The sequence below is a fragment of the Pararobbsia alpina genome (genome assembly GCF_965118125.1).
Lineage (GTDB): Bacteria > Pseudomonadota > Gammaproteobacteria > Burkholderiales > Burkholderiaceae > Pararobbsia > Pararobbsia alpina_A.
Map to the genome: position 1 here is coordinate 3,208,385 of NZ_OZ221287.1, position 24,994 is coordinate 3,233,378.

A 24,994-nucleotide genomic window follows, 5' to 3' on the forward strand; every position below is an offset into this window, starting at 1 on the left:
GCCGCTCCCGACGTGTGCAGTGCACTCGCTATGCACGCTCGATGTACGCCTTACGCAAACTGGCGCAAGAAACGCAGATCGCCTTCAAAGAACAACCGCAGATCATCAACGCCGTAGCGCAACATCGCGAGCCGTTCGAGACCGCTGCCGAATGCAAAACCGATGTAGCGCTCAGGGTCGAGGCCCATATTGCGGATCACGTTCGGATGCACCTGGCCCGAGCCCGAAATTTCGAGCCAGCGGCCCGCATTTCTGCCGCCTTCGAAACGCATATCAATTTCGGCTGACGGCTCGGTGAACGGAAAATACGAAGGACGGAACCGGATGCTGATGTCGTCGCGTTCGAAGAATTTGCGCAGGAAGTCGGTATACACACCCTTGAGATCGGCGAAGCTCACGTTCTCGCCAATCCAGAGTCCTTCGACCTGGCTGAACATCGGGGAATGGGTCGCATCGCTGTCGACGCGATACGTGCGGCCCGGTGCGATCACTTTGATCGGCGGCTTGTGCATGCGTGCATAGCGAACCTGCATCGGGCTCGTATGCGTACGCAGCAGCAACGGACGGCCTTGCTCGTCCTTGGCGTCGATATAGAACGTGTCCTGCATCGAACGCGCCGGATGGTTTTCCGGGCTGTTCAGTGCAGTGAAGTTGTACCAGTCGGTTTCGATCTCGGGGCCATCGGCCACATCGAAGCCGATCGAGCGGAAGACTTGTTCGACACGCTCCCACGTCGCCATCATGGGGTGGAGCGTACCGACGCCCTCGCCGCGGCCCGGAAGCGTCACGTCGATCGCTTCGGCTGCCAGACGGCGATTGAGCAATGCATCGGCGAGCGCCTGGCGGCGTGCCGTCAATGCATCTTCGATCTGTTGCTTGATGACGTTGATCCGCGCGCCTTCGGTCTTGCGCGCTTCGGGGTCGAGCTTGCCAAGACCCTTCATGAGCTCCGACACCTTGCCGGCCTTGCCGAAAAATCGCGCCTTCTCGTTTTCGAGCGTCGCGTTGTCTTCAGCGCCGGCGAATGCGCGTTGCGCATCAGCGACGATCTCTTGCAGGTCGGGGGATTCCGTCGTCGTCACGTCGATATTCCTAAACAAACTCGAATTCAACAAAAAAGGGGCTCGGTAAGGAGCCCCGTTTTGCGCGACACCGGATCCCGGTGTCGCGGACATCGCTGTCATTGACCTGCATGACCGCGATGTCCTCAGCCCTGACAGCGGGCTGGCTCAAGCTGACCGGTTGCCCGGTCATGCGAACTTAAGCCGAAGCAGACACGACCGACTTCACTTGCTTCACGATGGCCGCGAAAGCAGGCTTGTCCGTCACAGCCATATCAGCGAGAACCTTGCGGTCCAGTTCAATATGCGCCTTCTTCAGGCCATTGATGAACACGCTGTACGTCATGCCATGCTCACGGGTACCCGCATTGATACGGGCGATCCACAGTGCACGGAAGACGCGCTTCTTGTTGCGACGATCGCGATAGGCATATTGCCCGGCGCGCATCACCGCCTGCTTGGCGATACGGTAGACGTTATTGCGACGGCCGCGGAAACCCTTGGCTTGGTCGATAACTTTCTTATGACGGGCGCGCGCGGTTACCCCACGTTTGACTCGAGGCATGTTTCTCTCCTATGAGTGGTTGTGAGGTTAGGCGAACGGCATCATCGCGCGTACGGAATTCACATCCGACGCGTGAACACCCGTGCTGCCGCGCAGGTGGCGCTTGTTCTTCGTGGTCTTCTTCGTCAGGATGTGGCGCTTGAAGGCTTGACCGCGCTTGACGGTACCGCCCGGACGCACCACAAAGCGCTTCGCAGCGCTTTTCTTGGTTTTCATCTTCGGCATGACTACTCCAGATTTCTAATATGAGCATGGGTGTGCAGCTGATGCCGCCCTTGTAGGACCCACGTTCACTTGTTGGCGGTGGTTGCCCACCGCGCTGACGGGTTCGAAAGCATGACTGCATCGTGACGAACGACGCAGCGGCTCCTTGCCGCCATGCGACTCGGTTTGCATTCGCCCGTCCTTCATCTTCAGAACGGCACCCTGCTCGCCTCACCGCGTTCGGACAACTGCAATCGCAGCCGTCACGAATTCGATACTTGACTCAATACCGCACCTCCGTACACAGCGAGTTCACCTGGTCAGGCGACTCGCCCTGTACGTCCTGAGACAGCACACGCTGTCCGCGGTTTACTTCTTTTTCTTCGGTGCAAGCACCATGACCATCTGACGCCCTTCCATCTTCGGCATCTGCTCGACCTGACCATATTCGTCAAGGTCGGTGCGCAGGCGTTCGAGCACACGCATACCGATTTCCTGGTGAGCCATCTCGCGGCCGCGGAAACGCAACGTGATTTTCGTCTTGTCGCCATCGTCAAGGAAGCGCACGAGGTTGCGCAGCTTGACGTTGTAGTCGCCGTCGTCGGTACCCGGGCGGAATTTGACTTCCTTGACCTGGATGACCTTTTGCTTGAGCTTGGCTTCGTGCGCCTTCTTCGACTCGGAGTACTTGAACTTGCCGTAATCCATGAGCCGGCAGACCGGCGGCGCAGCTTGCGGCGCAATCTCGACGAGATCCACATCGGACTGTTCAGACAGGCGGAAGGCCTCAGCCAGTTTCACGATGCCGAGGGGCTCTCCGTCGATTCCGACCAGACGCACCTCAGGTGCAGTAATTTCACCGTTGATGCGATGAGCAGACTTATCAGCAGTAGCGATGTTACGTTTCCTCTAAAAATCTAAAAAAGTTAGCCGCGCTGACCGAAGGCTTTACTTGAACAGGCGCAGATCATCGCGCAGACGTTCAACGAAGGCGTCGACAGGCATCGTGCCGAGATCGACACCGCCACGGGCACGCACGGCTACCGTATTGGCTTCACGCTCCTTGTCACCGACCACCAGCAGGTACGGGACCTTATCAAGCGTATGCTCGCGTATTTTATAGCTAATCTTCTCGTTACGCAAATCACTGGCTGCCCTAAGCCCTTGTTTTTTCAAAGTTTGCGCAACCGAGTCCGCATATTCTGACTGGCTTTCAGCGATATTGCAGACGACAGCCTGCGTCGGCGCCAGCCAGACAGGCATCGCACCGGCAAAGTTTTCGATCAGGATGCCGATGAAACGCTCCATTGATCCGACGATTGCACGATGCAGCATCACCGGGCGGCGACGGCTGTTGTCTTCCGCCACGTACTCGGCATCGAGGCGCTCGGGCAGCACGAAATCGAGCTGCAGCGTGCCGCATTGCCACGAGCGACCCAGCGCGTCCTTGATGTGGTACTCGATCTTCGGACCGTAGAACGCACCCTCACCCGGCAATTCTTCCCACTCGACACCCGACGCACGCAAAGCATTGCGCAGACCATCTTCCGCGCGATCCCACGTTTCGCTCGAACCGGCGTACGTTTCGGGGCGCAACGACAACTTGATGTCGATGTGCTGGAAGCCAAAGTCCTGATAGATGCTCATCGCGAGCGTGTGGAATGCGATCGATTCCGACACGATCTGATCTTCGGTACAGAAAATGTGCGCATCGTCCTGCACAAAGCCGCGCACGCGCATCAGGCCATGCAGCGCACCCGATGCCTCGTTGCGATGGCACGAACCGAATTCGGCAAAGCGCAGCGGCAGATCGCGATACGAACGCAGACCGTTGTTGAACACCTGGATGTGGCCCGGGCAGTTCATCGGCTTGAGCGCGTAGTCGCGCTTTTCCGACTCGGTCGTGAACATGTTCTCGCGATAATGCTGCCAGTGGCCCGAACGCTCCCAGAGCGAACGATCCATGATCAGCGGCGTGCGAATTTCCTGGTAGCCCGCGACATCCAGACGACGGCGAATGTATTGCTCGATCTGTTGCCAGAGCGTCCAGCCCTTCGGATGCCAGAACACGAGACCCGGCGCTTCGTCCTGAAGATGGAACAGGTCGAGCTGCTTGCCGAGCTTGCGGTGATCGCGCTTCTCGGCCTCTTCGAGCATCGTCAGATAGGCTTCCTGATCTTCCTTGCGCGCCCAGGCCGTGCCGTAAATGCGCTGCAATTGCTCGTTCTTTGCATCGCCGCGCCAATAGGCGCCGGCGACCTTCATGAGCTTGAAGACCTTGAGCTTGCCCGTGCTCGGCACGTGCGGGCCGCGACACAGGTCCGTGAAACCGCCGTGCGAATACAGCTTGATTTCGTCGCTCGCCGGAATCGATTCGATAATCTCGGCCTTGTACTTCTCACCGATGCCCAGGAAGTAGGCCACAGCCTCATCGCGCGACACGACCTTGCGCGTGACAGGCTCATCCTTCTTCGCGATGTCCTGCATGCGCTTTTCGATCTTCTCGAGATCTTCAGGCGTAAAGGGACGGCTGTAGGCGATGTCGTAGTAGAAGCCGTTGTCGATGACCGGCCCGATCGTCACTTGCGCTTCGGGATACAGGTCCTTGACCGCATAGGCGAGCAAGTGCGCCGTCGAGTGACGAATGATTTCGAGGCCGTCGGCGTCCTTGTCCGTCACGATCGACAACGTGACGTCGTGATCGATCGTCGTCGACGTATCGACGAGTTGCCCATCGATTTTGCCAGCCAGCGCCGCTTTCGCGAGGCCGGCGCCAATCGACGCGGCGACTTCGGCCACCGTTACCGGGTGATCGAAGGGTCGGACCGAGCCGTCAGGCAAACGCACCGAAATCATTCATTTCTCCGTGCCGCATCGCGGCGATGTTCAAAGCTCAAACGATATCGTCAAACCGTGAAACGCGAACGGTCGAACAACGCACATCAAAAACGCCAGATAAAAAAAATGCGGCCTCGAAGTCGAGGCCGCATTTTCGTTTTACCGCTCGCGCTACAGATTGCGATCAGCGTAACAGGTCCTCGACTAGCGTCGCTCCCGAGTTGTACCGGTGAACGTTCGCGGTGTCATAACCGTTTTCGCCTTTTCGCGTCTGACGCAAATATGTTCGAGTGCTGGGCTGGATTCTGCCGCAGGACGTTTTTCACTTCCTACAACGTTAAACCACATCTGCACTGCCGGTTTGCCGTATTTGCATTCGAAACACAAATACCACACACCGATGTCGTTGGTAGGCTCGATTGGATTCGAACCAACGACCCCCACCATGTCAAGGTGGTGCTCTAACCAACTGAGCTACGAGCCTGAAGAAGCAGCGATTATAGGGAGCTTTTGCTTGCTTGGGAAGCCCCGGCTCGAAAAAAATTCGTTTTCGACTTTCGCTTCCCCGCGCGAAGAACTGCACCGCGCGTTACACAATCAACGCATTCCTTCTACTGCATCGCTCAACTCACGAACAGCTTGTATTGCCGCAGTCGCCTGCTGCAAACGCCCTTCGTTTTGTCGAGGCACGGATTCTAATGGCATTCGATCCGCGACGACAAGCCTTCACGCAAACTTTTTTTACGCAATGTCCCGCGTGAGCGCTCATCCCTTTCGCGATGCGCGCACCACGCCAGGAATCTCGCCAAGCAGACTCGTCGCGCGTTGCAGTTGCGCGGCACTCGACACTTCGACAGTGAACTGCATGAACGCCGCGTTGCGTTGCGTGCTCGTCTTTACGCCGATCACGTTTGTCTTCTCGCGTGCGAACACTTCCGAGATATCGCGCAGCAAGCCCTGGCGATCGGTTGCCTCGATCATCAGGTCGACGGGGTACACCGAGTGCCCCTTGCCGCGCATCACATCGTCGGACCACGCCGTATGCAAGACGCGCTCGGGCGAACGTTGCGCCAGACGCGCAAAGCTCGCGCATTCGGCTCGATGGATCGACACGCCCTTGCCGCGCGTCACAAAACCAACGATCGGATCCGGCGGCGCCGGGCGGCAGCAGCGCGCCAGCTGCGTCATCAACGCGCCGACACCGACGACCAGCACGCCGCTCGACGCACCTTGCGCGACGCTCGACTGACTGCTGCGCTTCGTCGCGATCTCCGGCTCAGCCTCTGCAACAGGCGGCGCGCCATGATCGCGCACGGCTTGCTCGACCGTACGCAGGCTGAACTCTTCCTTGCCCACGACGTTGAACAAATCATCAGGCGTCTTGAAGCCGAGCCGGGTCGCCAGCTCATCCAGGTTGACGGCCGTCTTGCCCTCACGCTGCAATGTCTTTTCGACGAGCGCACGACCCGCCGCAATGTGCTCGCCCGTTTCAATCGCATTGAACCAGACGCGCACCTTTTGCCGCGCGCGAGGACTCTGCAGATAGCCGAGTTGCGGATTGAGCCAGTCGCGCGACGGTCCACCCTGCTTGATCGCGACAATCTCGACGGTCTGCCCGTTTTCAAGCGCCGTGTTCAGCGGCACCATCGCACCGTTGACGCGTGCACCGCGGCATCGATGGCCAAGCTCGGTGTGCAGGTGATACGCGAAGTCCACCGGCGTCGCACCCTGCGGCAACGCGATCACACGCGCCTCAGGCGTCAGCACGTAGATATGGTCATCGAGCGTGGCTTGCTTAAGCTGGTCCCAGGCGCCAACGTGCTCGCCCCCACCCGCTTCCGCACCCGATGCGCCATCGGTCACATCGTCTTTCCAGGCAAGCAGCTGACGCAGCCATGCAATGCGCTCGTCATACTTGTCTTCGGACGTCACCGTTCCCGTATAGCCCTTGGCGCCCGCTTCCTTGTAGCGCCAATGCGCCGCCACGCCGTACTCGGCGAAACGGTGCATGTCGTGGGTACGGATCTGCACTTCGAACGCCTGCCCGTCCTCGGCGATCACGACTGTATGCAGCGACTTATAGCCATTCGGCTTGGGCCGCGAAATATAGTCGTCGAATTCCTTCGGCACGGGCTGCCAGATGTTGTGCACGAGCCCGAGCACCGCGTAGCAATCCTTGACACTGTCGACGATCACGCGAAACGCGCGCACGTCATAGAGCTCGGAAAACTCGAGGTCCTTGCCGCGCATCTTTTTCCAGATGCTGTAGATATGTTTCGGCCGCCCTGACACATCGGCCTTGATACCGCCTGCCGCCAGCTCGTTCGCGAGTCGCTCGATGGCGCTCTCGACAAAGGCCTCGCGCGCGACGCGCTTCGTGTCGAGCAGCTTGGCGATCTGCTTGTAGGTGACGGGCTGCTGGAAGCGGAACGCGAGGTCCTCGAGTTCCCACTTGAGCTGCCATATACCGAGGCGGTTCGCCAGCGGCGCGTAGATATCGAGCGTCTCCTGCGCGATATCAGGCGCAGGATCGGTTTTCGTGGCTGCGTGATAACGCAGCGTCTGCAAGCGCGACGCGAGACGGATCAGCACCACGCGAATGTCCTGCGCGAACGCGAGCAGCATCTTGCGCAAGGCCTCGACCTGCTCGCGGCGTTGCGCGGTGGCACGCGCATCCTTCGCGTTATCGCGCAGGCCATCCTTGATCACGTCCTTGCCCGACTCGCGCGTGCCGTCCTTGCCGACCCGGCCGCCGACTCGCAGCCTCAGCAGCTTGCGCACATCGGCAACGAGGCTTGCGACTTCATCGCCGAAGCGCTCGGCAATCACCGTATCGGCGTTGTCGAGCAGGTCGCCAAACGGAAACAGCAAGGCAGCCACGTGCGTGGGCGGGTCGACATTCAACGTGTCGACGATCCGCGCCGTGCCGATCGCGTGGTCCGCGACCGGCTCGCCCGAATGCATGGTCAGCCCGACTGCATGCTCGTGGAGGAAGGCAAGCGCATCCTCTAGCAAGTTCAACTCTCCGTTTCCTGCAATGCCATCGAGACAGCGCACACCGTGCGCGCCGCCTCGATATGGCGATGTGTTCTTTCTGCTTCAGTCCTTCTGAGCCGCGACGATCACGAGCTCGACCTTGCACTTCGGGTTCGCGAGCTTCGCTTCGACGGTCGCGCGCGGCGGCGTCGCGCCCTGCACGACCCACGATTCCCAGACGCTGTTCATGCCTGCGAAATCTGCCATGTCGGCCAGATAGATCTGCGTCGACAGGATCAGCGACTTGTCGCTATTCGCTTCTGCAAGCAGCCGGTCGATCGAAGCCAGCACTTCCTGCGTCTGACCGACGATATCGAGGTCGGCGTTTTCCGCGATCTGACCTGCGAGATACACCGTGCCATTGTGAATCGCGATTTCAGAAAGACGCGGACCGACGTGAAAACGCTGGATTGCCATGTTGAGTTCCGTGAAAACGTAAGTGATAAACGATACCCGTACGCGACGCACCGCTGCGACGCGTACAAACGATACAAACAACGTGACGCAGGAAAGCGATGCCATAGCGCGGCGCAACGACGCGATGCGACAACGCTATTTGACGACACAAGGCAGGCGAAGCCGGCCGACGATCACCGCAGGATGACCCGCCCGCACAAGCGCAACCAGCCGGCCGATCCGCCTATGCGGTTCGGCCGGCCAGGGCGATATTATGACTCGGCGCGCTAGCGGCCGATAAAGAATGTCCGCGCGATCTGAATTTGCGCGGGATCGACGAAGGTTGGCGCATGACCCACGCCCGGCACTTCAACGACCGATGCATGGCGCGCACGCGATGCGATTTCGGCGGCCGTTTCGCGCGACAGCAAGTCGGACTGCGCACCGCGCACCACCAGCAACGGCCCGTCGAATGCTTCGATCGCACGCCACAGCATGGTCTCGCCAAATTCCGCCTGCTCGGGCGTGATGGCCCTGAACGGTTCAGCGATGCGCGGGTCATATCGCAACGTCCACTGACCGTCCTGCTCGCGCAGCAGCGGCAGAGACAGCGCACGCCATTGCTCCGGAGTATGCGGGCCGAACGACTGGGAGATCTGCCACAGATAGTCGATCGCCTGCTGTTCGGATGCGAACTGCACGGGGCGGCCAAGGTATTCGCCGATGCGTTGAATCGCTTCGGCCTGAAGCCTCGGACCCACATCGTTGACCAGCATGCGCGCGATCGGCGTATCGGGCATGCCCGCGAGCGTCATGCCGATCAGCCCGCCCATCGACGTGCCGAACCAGTCGACGCGTTCGACATTGAGGCGTGCGATCAGCGTGACCATATCGGCCGCATACTGTGGCACCGAATAAAACCGCGGATCGGCGAGACGGCCTGAACGGCCCCGTCCGACGACGTCCGGGCACACGACCCGGTAGTCGCGCGACAGCGCCTGCGCCAGCTCATCGAAATCGCGCCCGCTGCGGGTCAGGCCGTGCACGCACACCAGCACATTCTGATTGGCGGGGTCGCCCCACTCCGTATAGGCCATCCGGTGCAAGCCCGCCGGGCTTGCACACTGGACGCTACGCTCACGTGGCTGAAACGTCTCGCCCGTGGCGCTCATGAAACGAGCGCGCTGACGTCGAGCGGTGCACCCGTCTTCGCCACGATCTCGTCGACGGTCACGCCGGGCGCCAGTTCAACGAGCTTGAGTCCGTCTTCGGTCACATCGATCACACCAAGGTCGGTGATGATCACATCGACGACGCCCACGCCGGTCAGCGGCAGATTGCACTCGGCGAGAATCTTGTGCTGGTCGCCCTTCGCGACATGCTCCATCAGCACGACGACGCGTTTGACACCGGCAACGAGATCCATCGCGCCGCCCATGCCCTTGATCATCTTGCCAGGAATCATCCAGTTCGCGAGATCGCCCTTCTGGCTGACCTGCATCGCACCGAGAATCGCGAGGTTGATGTGGCCGCCGCGAATCATCGCGAACGAATCGGCCGACGAAAAGATCGACGAGCCCGGCAACGTCGTCACCGTCTGCTTGCCTGCGTTGATGAGATCCGGATCGACTTCGTCGTCGTACGGCGAAGGTCCGATGCCGAGCAGGCCGTTCTCGGACTGGAGCCACACTTCCATGCCGGCCGGCACGTGATTCGCGACGAGCGTCGGCAAGCCGATGCCGAGGTTCACATAGAAGCCGTCCTGCAGTTCGCGCGCGGCGCGTGCCGCCATTTGATTACGATCCCAGGCCATCTTCAGACTCCTTCCCTTGCACGGACGATGCGCTGCTCGATGCGCTTTTCCGGATTCGCATTGAGCACGAGGCGCTGCACGAAAATACCCGGCGTGTGGATTTCATCCGGATCGAGCGTGCCGGTCTCGACGATTTCCTCGACCTCGGCGACAGTCACCTTGCCGGCCATCGCGCAGAGCGGATTGAAGTTGCGCGCGGTGCGGCGGAAGACGAGATTGCCGGCCTTGTCGGCCTTCCAGGCTTTCACGAGGCCAACGTCTGCCGTGAGCGAGCGCTCCATGACATAGTTCTCGCCGTCGAATTCGCGCGTTTCCTTGCCGTCGGCGACGATGGTGCCGAAGCCCGTGCGCGTAAAGAACGCCGGGATGCCCGAACCGCCGGCGCGCAGCTTTTCGGCCAGCGTGCCTTGCGGCGTGAATTCGAGTTCGAGTTCGCCCGCCAGGTACTGGCGCTCGAACTCCTTGTTCTCGCCGACGTACGACGAGATCATCTTCTTGATCTGACGCGTTTCGAGCAGCACGCCCAGACCGAAGCCGTCGACGCCTGCGTTGTTCGAAATGCAGGTGATGCCCTTGACGCCGGTGTCTCGCAACGCGGCGATCAGTGCCTCCGGAATGCCACACAGGCCGAAGCCGCCGACGGCGAACACCTGCCCGTCCTTGACGACTCCCTCCAGCGCCTTCGCAGCGCTCGGATATACCTTGTTCATGTCTGTCCCTGGTTGTGCTTTTGAACGGTGCCGGCACCGCCGCGCGACAAGGCCGCGGGCCGGGTCCCACCGGGCGTCAGATTACGCCGCTCGAAGACTACGGCACAATACGCAAAATTACATACCAGCCCGGGCCTGAGACACCGGGCCCGCGCGCATCCGTCACCCATGCTGGCACTAGACTACCAAACCGCCTTTCAGCTTGCACCCGTGGGGCTTGTCATCTCGCGCGACCGTATCATCGTCGACTGCAATGAACGCGTGATGTCGATGTTCGGCATGAAGCGCGAAGCGCTGATCGGCGAGTCTTTCAAGATCATGTATCCGTCGCCGGACGAGTTCGAGCGCATTGGCCAGCGTATCGCGACGGTCATGAAGGCGTGCGATGTCTATGCGGACGACCGGATCATGCGGCGCGCGAGTGGCGAGTTGTTCTGGTGTCATGTGACAGGTCGCGCGCTCGACCCGGCCGACCCGCATGCGGCTGGCGTCTGGACATTCGAAGACTTGAGTCATACGCGACGCGTCGCCGTCCAGCTGACGCCGCGCGAGCGCGAGATCGCCGCGCAACTCCTCACGGGCCAGACCAGCAAGCAGATCGGCCGCACGCTCGAGATCAGCCCGCGCACGGTCGACGTCTACCGGGCGCGGCTGATGAAGAAATACGGTACGGGCAACGCGACCGAGCTGTTACAGCGGCTCATGGGCGCGAGCTGATTACGACGCGCCGAGCCCGTCGTCCGCGGCGATGATGGAGCCGTTGATGAACTGCGAATCGTCGGACGCCAGCATCAGCAACAGGCCATCGAGATCTTCCGGCTGCCCCACGCGCTGGCGCGGCAGCATCGAGACCAGACGCTTGCCCTGTTCCGTGCCCCAGTGATGATGATTGATCTCGGTATCGATATAGCCGGGGCAGATCGCATTCACATTGATGCCATAGCGGCCCCACTCGAGCGCCATCGACTTGGTCATGTGGACGACCGCGGCCTTGCTCATCGAATACACGCCGATCTGCGACAGCACGCGCAAGCCGGCGACCGAAGCCACATTGATGATCCGGTAACCCGGCTTCGCATCCGACTTGCCGTTGCCGCGCATGACCATCCGCTTCGCGACTTCCTGCGCGACAAAGAACGCACCGCGCGTGTTCGTGTCGAACACGTACTCGTAGTCGTCCGGTGTCACGTCGAGCAGCTTCTGCGTGGTCGATACCCCCGAGTTGTTCACGAGAATATCGATCGTGCCGGCCTCGGTTTCCGCATGCGCCACCGCTGCGCGAATGCTCGCGTAATCGGTGACGTCGAGCGACACGATATGCGCCGCGCCACCCTTGGCTTCGATCTCGGCGCGCAACTCCTTGAGCCGTTCGGTGCGACGGCTCGCGAGCACGACCTTTGCGCCCGCATCGGAAAGCACATGCGCAAAACGCTTGCCGAGCCCGCTCGATGCGCCCGTGACGAGCGCAACTTTACCTTCGAGATTGATCGAGCGACCCATGCATCCTCCCTGTTGAATTCGTGTTGCGCGCATCTTGCCCGAGAACGGGCCGCCGCAGCGCATTTCATCGGCTCCCGCGGCATCGGTTTCCCGCGCGGCCCGCCTCATAGCAAGCGGCAGGCCACAGGGTCGTTCCGCGGGATAAATAGAACGATCGTGCTAAACACGGTATCATCGGTTGCGATACCGTCTTGCTTTCCGGACAATACCCGCCCGAAGACGACTATTCTAAACGGCAGAGGAGCCCATGACCCCCACCACCCTCGTTGAGCAGTACGGACCGCGCGAATCGATGGAGTACGACGTCGTGATTGTCGGCGGGGGCCCTGCCGGTCTGTCCGCGGCGATCCGCCTCAAGCAGCTCGCGGCTGAGAAAGGCGCTGAAGTCAGCGTCTGTGTGCTCGAGAAGGGTTCAGAGGTGGGTGCGCACATCCTGTCGGGCGCGGTCATGGACCCGCGTGCGATCTCGGAGCTGATCCCCGACTGGAAGGCGCAAGGCGCGCCGCTGAACGTCGAGGTGACCGAAGACCGGTTCCTGTTCCTCACGCAGGACGGCGCGCGCAAGCTGCCGGACTGGGCGCTGCCCAAGAGCCTGCAGAACCACGGCAACTACGTGATCAGCCTGGCCAACGTCGTGCGCTGGCTAGGCCAGCAGGCCGAAGCCCTCGGCGTTGAAATCTTCCCGGGCTTCCCTGCTGCGGAAGTGCTTTACAACGACGACGGCTCGGTCAAGGGTGTCGTGACGGGCAATATGGGCCTGGGCCGCGACGGCGAGCCGACCGATCACTTCCAGCTCGGCATGGAGCTGCACGCCAAATACACGCTGTTCTGCGAAGGCGCGCGCGGCCATCTCGGTCGCCAGCTCGGCGAGCGTTTCAAACTGTCGAAAGACGCTGATCCGCAGGTCTACGGCATCGGCATCAAGGAACTCTGGGAAATCGACCCCGCCAGGCACAAGCCGGGTCTCGTGGTTCACACCGCCGGCTGGCCGCTCGACAACGACACGTACGGTGGCTCGTTCCTCTATCACATGGACAACAACCAGGTGATGGTGGGCTTCGTGGTCGGCCTCGCGTATCAGAACCCGTATCTCTCGCCGTTCGAAGAATTCCAGCGCTACAAGCTGCATCCGGAGATCCGCGCGTTCCTCGAAGGCGGCAAGCGCGTGTCGTACGGTGCGCGTGCGATCACCGCGGGCGGACTCGTCTCGCTGCCAAAGCTTGTGTTCCCCGGCGGCGCGATCGTCGGCGACGACGCGGGCTTCCTCAATGTGTCGCGCATCAAGGGTAGCCACGCAGCGATCAAGACCGGCATGCTCGCCGCCGATGCCGCGTTCGACGCGGTCCAGGCCGGCCGCCAGCACGATGAGCTGTCGGCTTACCCCGACGCGTTCAAGCAATCGTGGCTGCACGACGAACTCAACCGTTCGCGCAATTTCAAGCAATGGGCAAGCAAGGGACTGTGGGTTGGCACGCTGATGAACGGCATCGAGCAGAAGCTGCTCGGCGGCAATGTGCCCTGGACACTGCATCACCAGCATGCGGACCACGAGTGCCTGAAGCCGGCCTCGCAGTTCAAGCCGATCCAGTATCCGAAGCCCGATAACAAGCTCACGTTCGATCGCCTGAGCTCGGTGTTCATCTCGAACACGAATCACGAGGAAAACCAGCCCGTGCATCTGACGCTCAAGGATGCAAGCGTGCCGGTCGGCGTCAACCTCGCGACGTACGCCGGTCCGGAACAGCGCTATTGCCCGGCAGGCGTCTACGAGTTTGTCAGCCAGGATGAAGGGCAGCCCCGCTTGCAGATCAATGCGCAGAACTGCGTGCACTGCAAGACCTGCGATATCAAGGACCCGACGCAGAACATCGTGTGGGTCACGCCTGAAGGCGGCGGTGGCCCGAACTACCCGAATATGTAGCCGACTCTGTAGTCGATTCGATCAAGGCGAATATCGCTCATACCCGGCGATATTCGCCTTGAATCCAATAAAAAATGCCCGCGATTGATCGTCGCGGGCATTTTTTATTTAAAGCCGGGTTCGGTGAACGACAGCGCCTACTTCGGCTCGACGCCCTCACGCTCGTCGGCAGATGCCGGGATCACCGGCGTGCTGACATGCACGTCGCCATTCTGCGCGCGATGGCGCAGTGCGTGATCGATCAGCACGAGCGCGAGCAATGATTCCGCGATCGGCGTGGCACGAATCCCGACGCAAGGGTCATGGCGTCCGAACGTCTCCACGACAGCCGCTTCGCCTTCCTTGTCGATCGAACGACGCGGCGTGCGGATGCTCGACGTCGGCTTGATCGCGATCGACACGGTGATGTCCTGCCCCGTCGAAATACCGCCGAGCACACCGCCCGCATGATTGCCGACGAAACCGTTCGGCGTCAGTTCATCGCCGTGCACGGAACCGCGCTGCGCGACGCTGCCGAAGCCCGCCCCGATCTCGACGCCCTTGACCGCATTGAGCCCCATCATCGCGTGAGCAATGTCCGCATCGAGCCGGTCGAACAACGGTTCACCGAGGCCGATCGGCACACCGCCCGCGACCACATTAATACGCGCGCCAATCGAATCGCCGTCCTTGCGCAGCGCGTCCATATAGTCTTCGAGCTTTGGAACGATCTCGCGATTCGGCGCGAAAAACGGGTTCTCCGGGATATAGGCGGCATCGACAAACGGGATATCGATCTCGCCCAGTGCGGCCATATAGCCCTGGATCTTCACGCCGAATTTTTCGGCGAGCCATTTCTTCGCGACGGCCCCGGCCGCGACGACTGGCGCCGTCAGACGTGCCGACGAACGGCCGCCGCCACGATAATCGCGAATGCCGTACTTGTGCCAGTACGTGTAGTCCGCGTGGCCCGGGCGGAACGTCTGCGCGATATTGCCGTAGTCCTTGCTGCGCTGATCGGTATTGCGGATCAGCAACGCGATCGGCGTCCCCGTGGTCACACCTTCGAATACGCCCGACAGGATTTCGACCTGATCGGCCTCCTGCCGCTGCGTCACGTGACGTGAGGTGCCGGGCTTGCGACGATCGAGATCGTGCTGGATGTCGGCTTCGCTCAGCGTCATTCCCGGCGGGCAACCGTCGATCACACACCCGATCGCGGGGCCGTGGGATTCGCCGAACGTCGTCACTGCGAAGAGCGTACCGAGGGTATTGCCGGACATGCGGGGGACCTTGTCGAAAAGAGGAATGCCGAAGACGAATTATAAACGGCCGTAGCGGCAGCCCGCTGGGGCGCCGCTACGGCCGTCCGGAAATCCGCGCCCGACTGGCTGGATAGCGTGTCGGATCGTCACCGCGCGTGACCGACACCTGACGGAGCCTGGCCGAGCCTGATGTACGCCTGATCGCGACCGACCCAAGCGCGTCTCTCGGTCAATCCACCCGCGCTTGCGTTCAGGTCACGCGACGACCCGATTACGCGCCGGAGCCGTTCGAGGCCTCTTCCTTCGGCTCTTCCTCGGGCCAGTCGCGGATATAGGCCTTGAGCATGCGATTCTCGAAATGCTGCTCTTCGACGACGGCCTTCGCCACGTCGTAAAACGAGATCACGCCCATCAACGTGTTCTTCTCGATCACCGGCAGATACCGTGCGTGACGCTCGAGCATCATGCGGCGGATTTCATTGACGTCGGTCTCGGGCGTGCAGGTCAGCGGATGATCGTCCATGACCTTGCGGATCGTCGTCGTGCCGAGCGTGCCGCCGTTTTCGCGCAGCGTCAGGATGATTTCACGGAACGTGAGCATGCCCACGAGTTCGCCGAACTCCATGACGACGAGCGAGCCGATATCGTGGTTGGCCATCGTCGTGGCCGCTTCGGCAATGAGCGTATCCGGCGTCACGGAATAAAGCGTATTGCCCTTGAGCTTCAGGATGTCGCTGACTTTCATCGTCGTCTCCGCGTGATTCGCCTGGCTGTGAGGCTGTCGGCACAGACCGGCAGTTCTTGAATATATTTTCGATCCTAGCGGAAAGCCCTTTAAAAGAAAAGGCGACAGGCCGCTCTCAAGGCCTTCCTGCAAGGGCTTTGGCGCGAAAGAGCGAGCATGGGAACGAAGATAGGCAACGCAATGATTCGATCCCGCGCGCCGTCCGGGTTGATCCGGAACGAATGATGCAACGCAGCAATCACGCATGCAGCCCGACGCCCGTTTGCGACGCGTCGGTCCGGATGAGCCGATCCGGCGTGTGTCGCCGGTGACGACGAACGAGATCTCGATAGCGCGGTCGGGCTACGGCGGCTGAGCGTAAAGCCGAGGGTCCCGTCCGTCCCCGCACACCTTGCAAGGTATCGGTCGCAGGCACACAATGAGCTTCAAGGGCCATGACGATGGTTCGTCCACCGGAACGCGCCCCTCAGAACGACCGATAGGCGACGATCCAACGACTATCAGGCGACGATCAGGAGCAAGCCATGCAACCGACCGCGCAGACCGAACATTTTTCGAACTTCAGCGAGTTCTATCCGTATTACCTGAGCGAGCACCGCAACGCGATGTGCCGGCGTCTGCATTTTGTCGGGTCGCTGGGAGTGCTCGGATGCATCGGTCTCGCGTTTGCCGCGACGGACTGGCGATGGCTGATTGCCGCGGTCATTTGCGGATACGCGTTCGCGTGGATCGGGCATTTCTTCTTCGAACACAACCGCCCCGCGACGTTTCGTCACCCGCTCTACAGCCTGATGGGCGACTGGGTGATGTTCAAGGACATCTGCACCGGGCGCGTATCGCTTTAGCCCTGCAAGTCACGGCGCGCACTCAAGCGGTGCCGAGCACCGTGCCATTGTTCATCGCCAGCGCTTCCCGCTTGTTCGCGCCGAGCACTTCGGCGAGCGACACCTCGAGTCGCCGCGCATCGATCGCGGCGAGCAATGCTTCGGTATCGAACGGCGAATCGGGCAGCGACGCCTGATATTCAAGCTCCGCCCGATCGAGTACGAACGCGTGAAACACGGCACGCAAATCGACATTGCGCGGATTCGCGAGCAGCACCCACCGCTCTTCGTGCGTATTCGGATCGAGCATTGCAATCCATTCATGTGACTCGAGCACGTCGAGCAAGCGCGTCGTGGTCTCGACATCGCGCCGTGCCATGCGTGCGAGCTCGAGCATCCGGTATCCAGGCAAGCCGTCTTCGCGCGCCTGATTGAGCAGTGCGAGCAAATTCAGCGCGTCGAGCAAATCACTTCCCGGAAACCGTGAGCGATGAAATTGCCCGATCCGTATCGCGGGTAATGCGGACGCGATCATCGCGCCCACGAGGGTAATAAACCAGCTCAGATACACCCAGATCAGGAAAATCGGAATCGCCGCGAACGCGCCATAGACGACGGTGTAATTCGGCATATGGCGGATATAAATACCGAATACACGCTTTGCCGTTTCGAATGCCACGGCCGCGACAATGCCGCCGACTGCCGCATCACGCCACTGCACTTTGCAGTTCGGCATATAGACATACATGATCGTAAAGGCGACCGCGGTCAGCGGCAGTGCCGCGCCCGTCAGCGCCCAATCGACGGCATCGGACACGCCGCGGCTGCCTGAAATCCAGATCGACCGGCTGATCAGATACGACGACACCGACAGGCTCACGCCGAACAGCACGGGGCCGAGCGTGATGATCGACCAGTACACCAGCACGCGTTGTGCAAGCGGACGCGACTTCGGCACACGCCAGATCAGATTGAATGCGGCCTCGATCGTCATCATGGTCATGACGCCCGTCACGCAGAGCAGGAACAGGCCTGCGGTCGTCAGGCTCTTCGCCTTTGAAGCGAACTGATCGAGATAGTGAAAGATCTGGCTATTGACCTGCGGCGGCATCAGGTGGTCAGCCAGAAAGCCCTGCAGCGAACTTTGAAACTGCGCAAACAGCGGAAATGCGGTGAACAGTGCGAACGCCACGGTCGCGAGCGGCACCAGCGCAAGCACGGTCGTGAAGGTCAGGCTGCCAGCGACTTGCTGAATGCGCGCCTCCCGGCTGCGCCGCGCGATAAAGCCGGCAAGACGTCTGAGCGAGTCGGGATTCATGAGGGTATTGCGCACAGCGGGCTCCTGAGTGGCCCCTATAATACCTGTCCACTGCGAAATCCCTCATGACCGAAATCCTCGTTCTGTATTACAGCCGCTACGGGGCCACGCGCGAACTTGCACTCGCGATTGCACGTGGCATCGACAGCGTCCCTGGAGCTCAATCACGCATTCGCACGGTCCCCGCCGTGTCGACCGTCTGCGAAGCCACGCAATCCGACATTCCGGCTGACGGCCCGCCCTACGCAGAGTTACGCGATCTCACCGAATGCGACGGTCTCGCACTCGGTTCGCCGACCCGCTTCGGCAATATGGCCGCCGCGCTCAAATATTTTCTCGACGGCACGTCGACGGACTGGCTGGCCGGCACATTGAGCGGCAAGCCCGCTTGCGTGTTCACGTCGACGGGCAGTCTGCACGGCGGACAGGAATCCACGCTGCTGTCGATGATGTTACCGCTGCTTCATCACGGCATGCTGATGGTGGGCATCCCTTACACCGAACCGTTATTGACGACGACACAGAGCGGCGGTTCGCCTTACGGCGCGACACACTTCGCGCGCGCGGGCGGCCGCACGGATGCGCCCCTCGCCGATGAAGAACGCACGCTGGCGATCGCACTCGGCGTGCGGCTCGCACGCGCGAGCATTGCACTCAAGGCCAACAAGGTCGACGCATGACAGACACGAATCCCGTCACGGCGCTGGGCAATTCCCAGCTCTACCGCACAGCGCGCATGTCGCTGATCGCATTGGTCGTCCTGTGCTTTGCATGGGAAGCGTGGCTTGCACCGATCCGCCCCGGCGGCTCGCTACTCGTGCTCAAGATCGTGCCGTTGCTGTTGCCGCTCTATGGCGTCGTCAAACGCAACATCTACACGCTGCAGTGGTCGACGATGCTGGTGCTTGCGTACTTCGCCGAAGGCGTCGTGCGCGGCATGACGGACCCTGAACCGATTGCGTCGCTCGCGTGGAGTGAAGCCGCGCTGTCGACCATCTATTTCGTGTGTACGGTCATGTATCTCGTGCCGTTCAAGCGCGCGGCCAAACAGCGTGCAAAAGATGCGGCGCGCGACGCGCGGCCTTAAGGCGCCACACCGCAGTCGCACCGCGTAGCCGAATCACGCAGTCGCATTGCGCAGTCGCATCACGCAGTCGCAATCCGCTGCCAGCACGCATCACCGCAGCACACCGTCGCAACACAAGGTCGCACCACACCGCCGTCACCGCACCGGAGTCACCTGATGAACGCAGCCGCCCCCGCCACTTCCGACGTATTCGTTCTGGAATGCATTGCCGCGATCGGCGATACGAACGTGCTGCGCGATCCGTCCGACATGGCCGGCTACCTGACCGACTGGCGCAAGCGCTACACCGGTCAGGCGCGCGCGGTGTTGCGCCCGGGGTCGACGGAGGAAGTCGCCGAGATCGTGCGCATCGCGGCACGTCATAACGTGGCCATCGTCCCCCAGGGCGGCAACACCGGCTTGTCGGGCGGTGCCACGCCCGATGAATCGGGGTCGCAAGCGGTGGTCTCGCTCTCGCGCATGCGCGCCGTGCGCGCGATCGATCCGGCCAACAACACGATTACGGTCGAAGCAGGCTGCGTGCTGGCCGATATGCAACGCGCGGCGCGCGAGTCGGATCGGCTGTTTCCGTTGAGCCTCGCCGCAGAAGGAAGCTGCACGATCGGCGGCAATCTGTCGACGAATGCGGGCGGCACCGCCGTGCTCGCCTACGGCACAACGCGCGAACTGTGCCTGGGACTCGAGGTCGTCACCGCGTCGGGCGAAATCTGGAGCGGTTTGCGCGGCCTGCGCAAAGACAACACCGGCTACGATCTGCGCGACCTGTTTATCGGCGCCGAGGGCACGCTCGGCATCATCACGGCGGCCGTCATGAAGCTGTACCCCCTGCCCGCCGCGCATATGACGGCACTCGCGGCAGTCGATACACCGCACGAGGCGCTCAAGCTGCTCGAGATTGCACAGCGCGCAGCCGGCCCGCTGCTCACGGGATTCGAGCTGATGTCGGACTTTTGTCTGTCCCTTGTCGGCAAGCACTTTCCGGACATGCGCTATCCGTTCGCCGAACGTCACGGGCAAGTGGTCCTGCTCGAGCTTTCGGACAATGAAAGCGAAGAGCACGCACGCAATCTGTTCGAAAGTCTGATGCAGACCGCATTCGACGAAGGTGTCGTGCAGGATGCCGTCGTCGCGCAGAACCTCACCGAATCGCGCGCATTCTGGAATCTGCGCGAGCATATCCCGCTTGCGCAGGCCGAAGAGGGTCTCAATATCAAGCACGACATCGCGGTGCCCATTTCACGGATCGGTCACTTTATCGACGAGACCGCGGTGCTGATCGCAGCGGCTGCACCGGGATCGCGCATGGTCGTGTTCGGGCATCTTGGCGACGGCAATCTGCATTACAACGTGCAGACACCTGAAGGCGGCGACCCGCGTGCGTTCCTCAAGACGTACCAGACCCAGCTCAATCGCATCGTGTATGACAATGTCGTGGCACACCACGGCACGATCAGCGCCGAGCACGGCATTGGCAAGCTCAAGGTCGAAGACAATGCGCGCGTAAAAACGCCCGTGGAACTGTCACTGATGCGCGCACTCAAGCATGCGCTCGATCCGCATGGCCGCATGAATCCCGGCAAGGTGATCGCAGACGCGTAACCGGCGTCCCGAATCAAAGTAAGCGCACGTAGGGAACTCTCTCTTTTCTCCGTCATGTGGTTGCGCTAGGCTTGCGCTGAGGCGTGAACCCGTGACGAGGTGAGCGATGTGTGGGCGTATAGCGCAATACCGGGATGCGCGCGACTATGCGCAGGCCCTGACGTTGACGAGCCCTGTCTTCCTGTTCGATCCGGCCGATCGACGGCCCGGCTTCAATCTTGCGCCGGGCGCGCACCCGCTTGCCATCTTGCCCGACCAGACGATCCGCACCATTCGATGGGGATATCGTCCTGCGTGGGCTGCTGAACAGCACCTTCCCCAGGCCATCAACGCGCGATCGGACAGCGCGGCCTCGTCAGGCTATTTCCGTGAGATGTGGCGACACGGCCGTGTGATTGTCCCGCTCGACGGCTGGTTCGAATGGCGCACCGAGTCGGGGCGCTCGCAACCCTATTTCGTGTATCCGCGTTCGCGCGAACCGATCTTTGCCGCGGGTCTGTCGAGCGTCGTCGATGCGAACGATCACCTGCCGGGCGATGGTGTCGTACTGGTGACCGTCGCGGCCGCAGGCAGTGTCGTCGATACGCACGGGCACCAGCCGCTCTGCTTCGACGCACACGCGGCACTGCAGTGGCTCGACCGCGGGCTGCGCGACGATGCCGTTCAAGAGCTCGTGCGCAGTCGGGGGCAAGACGCCTGGAAGTCCGGGTCTGCATCAGCAGCCGTGGTATCCGCATCGGCATCGACGTCAGCATCGATGCTCGATTGGCATCGCGTGAGCCAGAACGTCAATCGCGCGACCTTCGATGAAGCCACGTTGATCGAAACGATCGACTAAAAACGCTCGACAAAAAAAATGGGAAGACACTCGGTCTTCCCAAACCACACAGCTTTCATCGCTCAAGCTTCACACCAAACAACTACTGCTACACACCACACACTCGAATCTGTCCGGTTCCGGGTTCGCTGGCTTGTCCGCTTGCATGTTCCTTCTCGCGGCCGTATCCATCCAGCTGATCGCTGTAGAACGAGGTGCTGCGAGACAAGGGCCCGCGAACCGTCAGCACCATTCCACCTCAATACGCGACCCACCCTCGACACCCCGTCTCAATTCACGCTTGCCGTTTACGCGACTTGCGCAACCCACGTCACCGACACAAGCCGTGCAACTCCCGCAATTCACTCAGTTTGTCTTCGAAGCCGCGGCAAGCTTGTCCGCCGCTTGCTGCGCCGTCTCGCTGTCACTGTTCCAGTATTCGCCGATCACGTCATAGAACGCGCCTTCAACCGCCGGCTTGATGACCATATCGTGCGCCCACGACGGCACGAGCGTGCCCTTGACCTGCGCATTCTTGAAATCGGCCGCCGACTTCTTCGCGCACTCGTCGAATTTGGCGAGGTCCATGCCCTGACGTACCGGAATCGAGCCCTTGTTCAGGTTGAAGATCTCCTGGAATTCGGGGCTCATCAGCAGACCGGCCAGATCCTTCTGGCCCTTCTCGACCTCGGCGCTCTTGACCTTGAAGAACGCGAAGCTATCGACATTGAACGTATATGCGTCCTGCGTTCCCGGACCCGGCACGCACAGATAGTCCTGCCCCGGCGTCTTGTTGGCGACAGTGAATTCGCCCTTGGCCCAGTCGCCCATAAACTGCATCGCGGCCTTGCCGGCGATCACCATGCCCGTGGCCATATTCCAGTCGCGGCCCGTTTGTCCCTTGTCGGTGTAGGGCTTGATCTTCTTGAACGTCTCGAGCGCCTTGATCATGGTCGGGCTCTTCAGCGTCGCCGGATCGAGTTGAACGAAGGCCTTTTTATAGAAAGCCGCACCGCCCACGCCGAGCGCAACCGTTTCGAACGTCTCCGCTTCCTGCCACGACTGACCTCCGATCGCGACGGGCGTGATCCCGGCTTTCTGCAGCGCATCGGCTGTCTTGAAGAAATCGTCCCATGTCGCCGGCGGCTGCGCGTTGACCTTCTTGAGCGCGTCGGCGTTGATCCAAAGCCAGTTCACGCGGTGCACGTTGACCGGTGCGGCCACGTACTGCCCCTTGTATTTCATGATGCTCGAGATCTGCGTGGGCAGGACTTTGTCCCAGTTGTCCGCGTGGGCAACATCGTCGATCGAGACGAGCACACCTTCATCGCCCCATTGCTGGATCGCGGGCCCCTTGATCTGCGCGGCCGCCGGCGGGTTGCCGGAGATCACGCGCGTCTTGAGCGCGGTCATCGCGTTTTCGCCGCCACCGCCGGCAACCGCGAAGTCCTTCCAGGTATCGCCCTTCTTCTCGAGCATCTGCTTGAGCACCTGGGCCGACTTGGCTTCACCGCCCGAGGTCCAGTAGTGCAGCACTTCGACTTCGGCGGCGCTCGCCGCGCCCGCCGTCAGGGCAACCGTCGCAGCGGCAGCCAGCACCGTCAGCGTCACTCGACGCGTACGTTGCGCCACGCGGGTTCGAAGCATGTCCATCGTGTTGTCTCCTCGTTTCCTCGTTATCCGGATATCGCAAACCAGTCCTCGATTCGTGTGGATGGTAGCGCTACCATATCGCCACGCCCTATTCGGGCGAACCCTGCCCCGCCGACCGTGTGCGTCGAGAGGTGCGTCCGGTCGGGCTTCCATTCGCACGCGTGCAAGGTGATACTCCCGCGATGAAAAAAAATCTGACCGGCGCAGCGAAGCCGGCCGAATGGCCGGTGAATCCCAACGCGTCCGCTTCGAAGAAGCGCAAGACCGCGCACGCGCAAACGGAGATCGAGCCTGCGAGCGGCACCGTGTCGCGCGTGATCCGTCGCAGCAAGGACCCCGCGCCACCGCGAAACGCATCCGCGGCAGGTACGGATGCGCTGGCTCAGCCGGATGCCTCAGCGGGATCACACCGCAAAACGACACGCCGGCGCCCGACCGGCCGCGTGACGATCGCCGACGTCGCGCGTCAGGCGAACGTGAGTCCGATGACGGTATCGCGCGCACTCAAGAACCCCGCACAGGTGCTGCCTGAAGCACGCGCGCGCGTCGAAGCGGCTGTCACCGCGCTCGGCTATGTGCCGAGCCATGCAGCGCGCACACTCGCATCCGCACGCTCGCGCGTGGTTGGCGTGCTTGTGCCCTCGCTCTCCAACGCGGTGTTTGTCGAAACGCTCGCGGGGATCCAGGACTGCCTCGGCCCGGCCGGCTATCAGTTCCTGATTGGCAACACGAGCTACTCGCCCGCGAAGCAATCGGAACTGCTGTCGACCTATCTGACCCATGCGCCCGATGGATTTCTCGTCACCGGAATCGACGAGTCCGATGCCATTCGGCAACGTCTCGCCGCGGCGCGCGTACCCGTGGTCCACATGTACGACCTGAGCCGCGATCCGACGGAATGGTCGGTCGGGTTTTCGCAGCAGGACGCCGGTTTCGAGATCACGCAGTACTTGCTCGAGCGCGGCTATCGCAAGCCGGGCTTTATCGCCGCGCAGCTCGACCCGCGCACGATGCAGCGGCGCGCAGGCTTTCGCCGTGCGCTCCAGGAAGCGGGTCTCGACCCCGACGTCGAAATCCTCACGCCGGAACCGTCCAACGTCGGGCTCGGCACACGATTGCTCGTCGAGATGCTCGAACGCGTACCCGACTGCGACGCCGTGTTCTGCAACAACGACGACCTTGCGCTCGGCGCGCTGTTCGAATGCCAGCGGCGCGGCATTCGCGTGCCCGACCAGCTCGCGATCGCGGGGTTCAATGACCTGCCATCGTCGGCCTGGTCAACGCCGTCGATCACGACCATCACGACGCCCCGCTATCAGATCGGTTTCCAGGCAGCCCAACTGCTGCTGCAAATCCTCGACGGCCGCGCGCCGAAAAAGACGCGGATCGATCTCGGCTTCACGCTGACGCGACGCCAAAGCACCTGAAGGCGTCGAACCGCGAAACAGCGATGCCGCACGCGCGTTCGCCCTGGTGAAATCAAACGGACGCGCGTGTCGACATACGCCGCGAGAAAGCGTGGCGCGCCGATGCGGATGACAGGGCGCGAGCCCCGCCGCAGCGATCGGAAAACGGCTCCTCCGCCTCGGCCAACTGCCGAGGCGAAGCGCTTAACCTTGTGGGAGTGTTGTTGTGTCGCGGCGTCGTGTGCGCAGCGGAGTGC

At 61.6% G+C, this 24,994-nt stretch carries 23 protein-coding genes and 1 tRNA gene; 8 read left to right on the plus strand and 16 right to left on the minus strand.

Features of this window, described 5'->3' with window-relative positions; genetic code table 11:
* Nucleotides 1-50: 50 nt before the first annotated feature.
* The 11 genes from pheS to ACMFWR_RS13930 all read right to left on the minus strand — a co-directional run bounded on the left by pheS (nucleotide 51) and on the right by ACMFWR_RS13930 (nucleotide 10,623).
* Nucleotides 51-1,115: a phenylalanine--tRNA ligase subunit alpha gene (gene pheS / locus ACMFWR_RS13880; protein ID WP_413192218.1), complete on the minus strand. Its 1,065-nt coding sequence runs from the start codon at nucleotides 1,113-1,115 to the stop codon at nucleotides 51-53.
* A gap of 145 nt (nucleotides 1,116-1,260) precedes the next feature.
* Nucleotides 1,261-1,626: a 50S ribosomal protein L20 gene (rplT, locus tag ACMFWR_RS13885; protein WP_413192219.1), complete on the minus strand. Its 366-nt coding sequence runs from the start codon at nucleotides 1,624-1,626 to the stop codon at nucleotides 1,261-1,263.
* 27 nt (nucleotides 1,627-1,653) lie between these two features.
* Nucleotides 1,654-1,851 carry a 50S ribosomal protein L35 gene (gene rpmI, locus ACMFWR_RS13890; protein ID WP_413192220.1) on the minus strand — a complete coding sequence of 66 codons (198 nt, stop codon included), beginning with the start codon at nucleotides 1,849-1,851 and terminating at the stop codon, nucleotides 1,654-1,656.
* A gap of 348 nt (nucleotides 1,852-2,199) precedes the next feature.
* On the minus strand, nucleotides 2,200-2,727 hold the full coding sequence (infC, locus tag ACMFWR_RS13895) for a translation initiation factor IF-3 (RefSeq protein ID WP_413194896.1): 528 nt from the start codon (nucleotides 2,725-2,727) through the stop codon (nucleotides 2,200-2,202).
* Between the two features lie 51 nt (nucleotides 2,728-2,778).
* Nucleotides 2,779-4,686 (minus strand): threonine--tRNA ligase, encoded by a 1,908-nt coding sequence (gene thrS / locus ACMFWR_RS13900; RefSeq protein WP_413192221.1) that lies wholly within the window; start codon nucleotides 4,684-4,686, stop codon nucleotides 2,779-2,781.
* 389 nt (nucleotides 4,687-5,075) lie between these two features.
* Nucleotides 5,076-5,152 (minus strand) — tRNA-Val (locus ACMFWR_RS13905).
* 281 nt (nucleotides 5,153-5,433) lie between these two features.
* Nucleotides 5,434-7,632: a RelA/SpoT family protein gene (locus ACMFWR_RS13910; protein ID WP_413194897.1), complete on the minus strand. Its 2,199-nt coding sequence runs from the start codon at nucleotides 7,630-7,632 to the stop codon at nucleotides 5,434-5,436.
* A gap of 135 nt (nucleotides 7,633-7,767) precedes the next feature.
* A complete protein-coding gene (locus ACMFWR_RS13915) occupies nucleotides 7,768-8,121 on the minus strand; it encodes a RidA family protein (protein WP_413192222.1) in 354 nt (117 codons plus the stop codon).
* 266 nt (nucleotides 8,122-8,387) lie between these two features.
* Entirely contained in the window at nucleotides 8,388-9,272 is an 885-nt protein-coding gene (locus ACMFWR_RS13920; protein ID WP_413192223.1) for an alpha/beta fold hydrolase, read from the minus strand.
* Nucleotides 9,269-9,913: a CoA transferase subunit B gene (locus ACMFWR_RS13925; protein ID WP_413192224.1), complete on the minus strand. Its 645-nt coding sequence runs from the start codon at nucleotides 9,911-9,913 to the stop codon at nucleotides 9,269-9,271. Before ACMFWR_RS13925 ends, ACMFWR_RS13920 begins: the two co-directional genes overlap by 4 nt.
* A 2-nt stretch (nucleotides 9,914-9,915) precedes the next feature.
* Nucleotides 9,916-10,623: a CoA transferase subunit A gene (locus ACMFWR_RS13930; protein ID WP_413192225.1), complete on the minus strand. Its 708-nt coding sequence runs from the start codon at nucleotides 10,621-10,623 to the stop codon at nucleotides 9,916-9,918.
* Between the two features lie 168 nt (nucleotides 10,624-10,791).
* On the opposite strand from ACMFWR_RS13930, the gene ACMFWR_RS13935 reads away from it, so the two are divergent.
* Nucleotides 10,792-11,340 carry a LuxR C-terminal-related transcriptional regulator gene (locus tag ACMFWR_RS13935; protein ID WP_413192226.1) on the plus strand — a complete coding sequence of 183 codons (549 nt, stop codon included), beginning with the start codon at nucleotides 10,792-10,794 and terminating at the stop codon, nucleotides 11,338-11,340.
* On the opposite strand, the gene ACMFWR_RS13940 is transcribed toward ACMFWR_RS13935, so the two are convergent.
* The gene (locus ACMFWR_RS13940) at nucleotides 11,341-12,123 is read right to left on the minus strand and encodes an SDR family oxidoreductase (RefSeq protein WP_413192227.1); all 783 of its coding nucleotides are present in this window, start codon (nucleotides 12,121-12,123) and stop codon (nucleotides 11,341-11,343) included.
* Nucleotides 12,124-12,370: 247 nt separating this feature from the next.
* On the opposite strand from ACMFWR_RS13940, the gene ACMFWR_RS13945 reads away from it, so the two are divergent.
* Nucleotides 12,371-14,044, plus strand: coding sequence for an electron transfer flavoprotein-ubiquinone oxidoreductase (locus tag ACMFWR_RS13945; RefSeq protein ID WP_413192228.1), 1,674 nt, complete (start codon nucleotides 12,371-12,373; stop codon nucleotides 14,042-14,044).
* Nucleotides 14,045-14,181: 137 nt separating this feature from the next.
* On the opposite strand, the gene aroC is transcribed toward ACMFWR_RS13945, so the two are convergent.
* Nucleotides 14,182-15,306: a chorismate synthase gene (gene aroC, locus ACMFWR_RS13950; RefSeq protein WP_413192229.1), complete on the minus strand. Its 1,125-nt coding sequence runs from the start codon at nucleotides 15,304-15,306 to the stop codon at nucleotides 14,182-14,184.
* Nucleotides 15,307-15,559: 253 nt separating this feature from the next.
* Entirely contained in the window at nucleotides 15,560-16,033 is a 474-nt protein-coding gene (locus ACMFWR_RS13955; RefSeq protein ID WP_413192230.1) for a CBS domain-containing protein, read from the minus strand.
* 524 nt (nucleotides 16,034-16,557) lie between these two features.
* Here ACMFWR_RS13955 and ACMFWR_RS13960 point away from each other — a divergent pair.
* A complete protein-coding gene (locus ACMFWR_RS13960) occupies nucleotides 16,558-16,878 on the plus strand; it encodes an Mpo1-like protein (protein WP_413192231.1) in 321 nt (106 codons plus the stop codon).
* A gap of 22 nt (nucleotides 16,879-16,900) precedes the next feature.
* On the opposite strand, the gene ACMFWR_RS13965 is transcribed toward ACMFWR_RS13960, so the two are convergent.
* Nucleotides 16,901-18,175 (minus strand): YihY family inner membrane protein, encoded by a 1,275-nt coding sequence (locus tag ACMFWR_RS13965; protein WP_413194898.1) that lies wholly within the window; start codon nucleotides 18,173-18,175, stop codon nucleotides 16,901-16,903.
* A gap of 65 nt (nucleotides 18,176-18,240) precedes the next feature.
* Here ACMFWR_RS13965 and wrbA point away from each other — a divergent pair, with 65 nt between their 5' ends.
* The 4 genes from wrbA (at nucleotide 18,241) to ACMFWR_RS13985 (ending at nucleotide 21,699) form a co-directional block, all read left to right on the plus strand.
* Nucleotides 18,241-18,855, plus strand: a complete 615-nt coding sequence (gene wrbA, locus ACMFWR_RS13970; RefSeq protein ID WP_413192232.1) for an NAD(P)H:quinone oxidoreductase — start codon at nucleotides 18,241-18,243, stop codon at nucleotides 18,853-18,855.
* Complete coding sequence (locus ACMFWR_RS13975; RefSeq protein ID WP_413192233.1) at nucleotides 18,852-19,262, plus strand: DUF2069 domain-containing protein; 411 nt, start codon at nucleotides 18,852-18,854, stop codon at nucleotides 19,260-19,262. The genes wrbA and ACMFWR_RS13975 overlap by 4 nt, the downstream gene beginning before the upstream one ends.
* A 156-nt stretch (nucleotides 19,263-19,418) precedes the next feature.
* Nucleotides 19,419-20,861 (plus strand): FAD-binding oxidoreductase, encoded by a 1,443-nt coding sequence (locus tag ACMFWR_RS13980; RefSeq protein WP_413192234.1) that lies wholly within the window; start codon nucleotides 19,419-19,421, stop codon nucleotides 20,859-20,861.
* A gap of 106 nt (nucleotides 20,862-20,967) precedes the next feature.
* Nucleotides 20,968-21,699: an SOS response-associated peptidase gene (locus ACMFWR_RS13985; protein ID WP_413192235.1), complete on the plus strand. Its 732-nt coding sequence runs from the start codon at nucleotides 20,968-20,970 to the stop codon at nucleotides 21,697-21,699.
* 345 nt (nucleotides 21,700-22,044) lie between these two features.
* On the opposite strand, the gene ACMFWR_RS13990 is transcribed toward ACMFWR_RS13985, so the two are convergent.
* Nucleotides 22,045-23,331 (minus strand): ABC transporter substrate-binding protein, encoded by a 1,287-nt coding sequence (locus ACMFWR_RS13990; RefSeq protein WP_413192236.1) that lies wholly within the window; start codon nucleotides 23,329-23,331, stop codon nucleotides 22,045-22,047.
* A 182-nt stretch (nucleotides 23,332-23,513) separates the two neighbouring features.
* Here ACMFWR_RS13990 and ACMFWR_RS13995 point away from each other — a divergent pair, with 182 nt between their 5' ends.
* Nucleotides 23,514-24,758, plus strand: coding sequence for a LacI family DNA-binding transcriptional regulator (locus ACMFWR_RS13995; protein WP_413192237.1), 1,245 nt, complete (start codon nucleotides 23,514-23,516; stop codon nucleotides 24,756-24,758).
* Nucleotides 24,759-24,994: the final 236 nt, after the last annotated feature.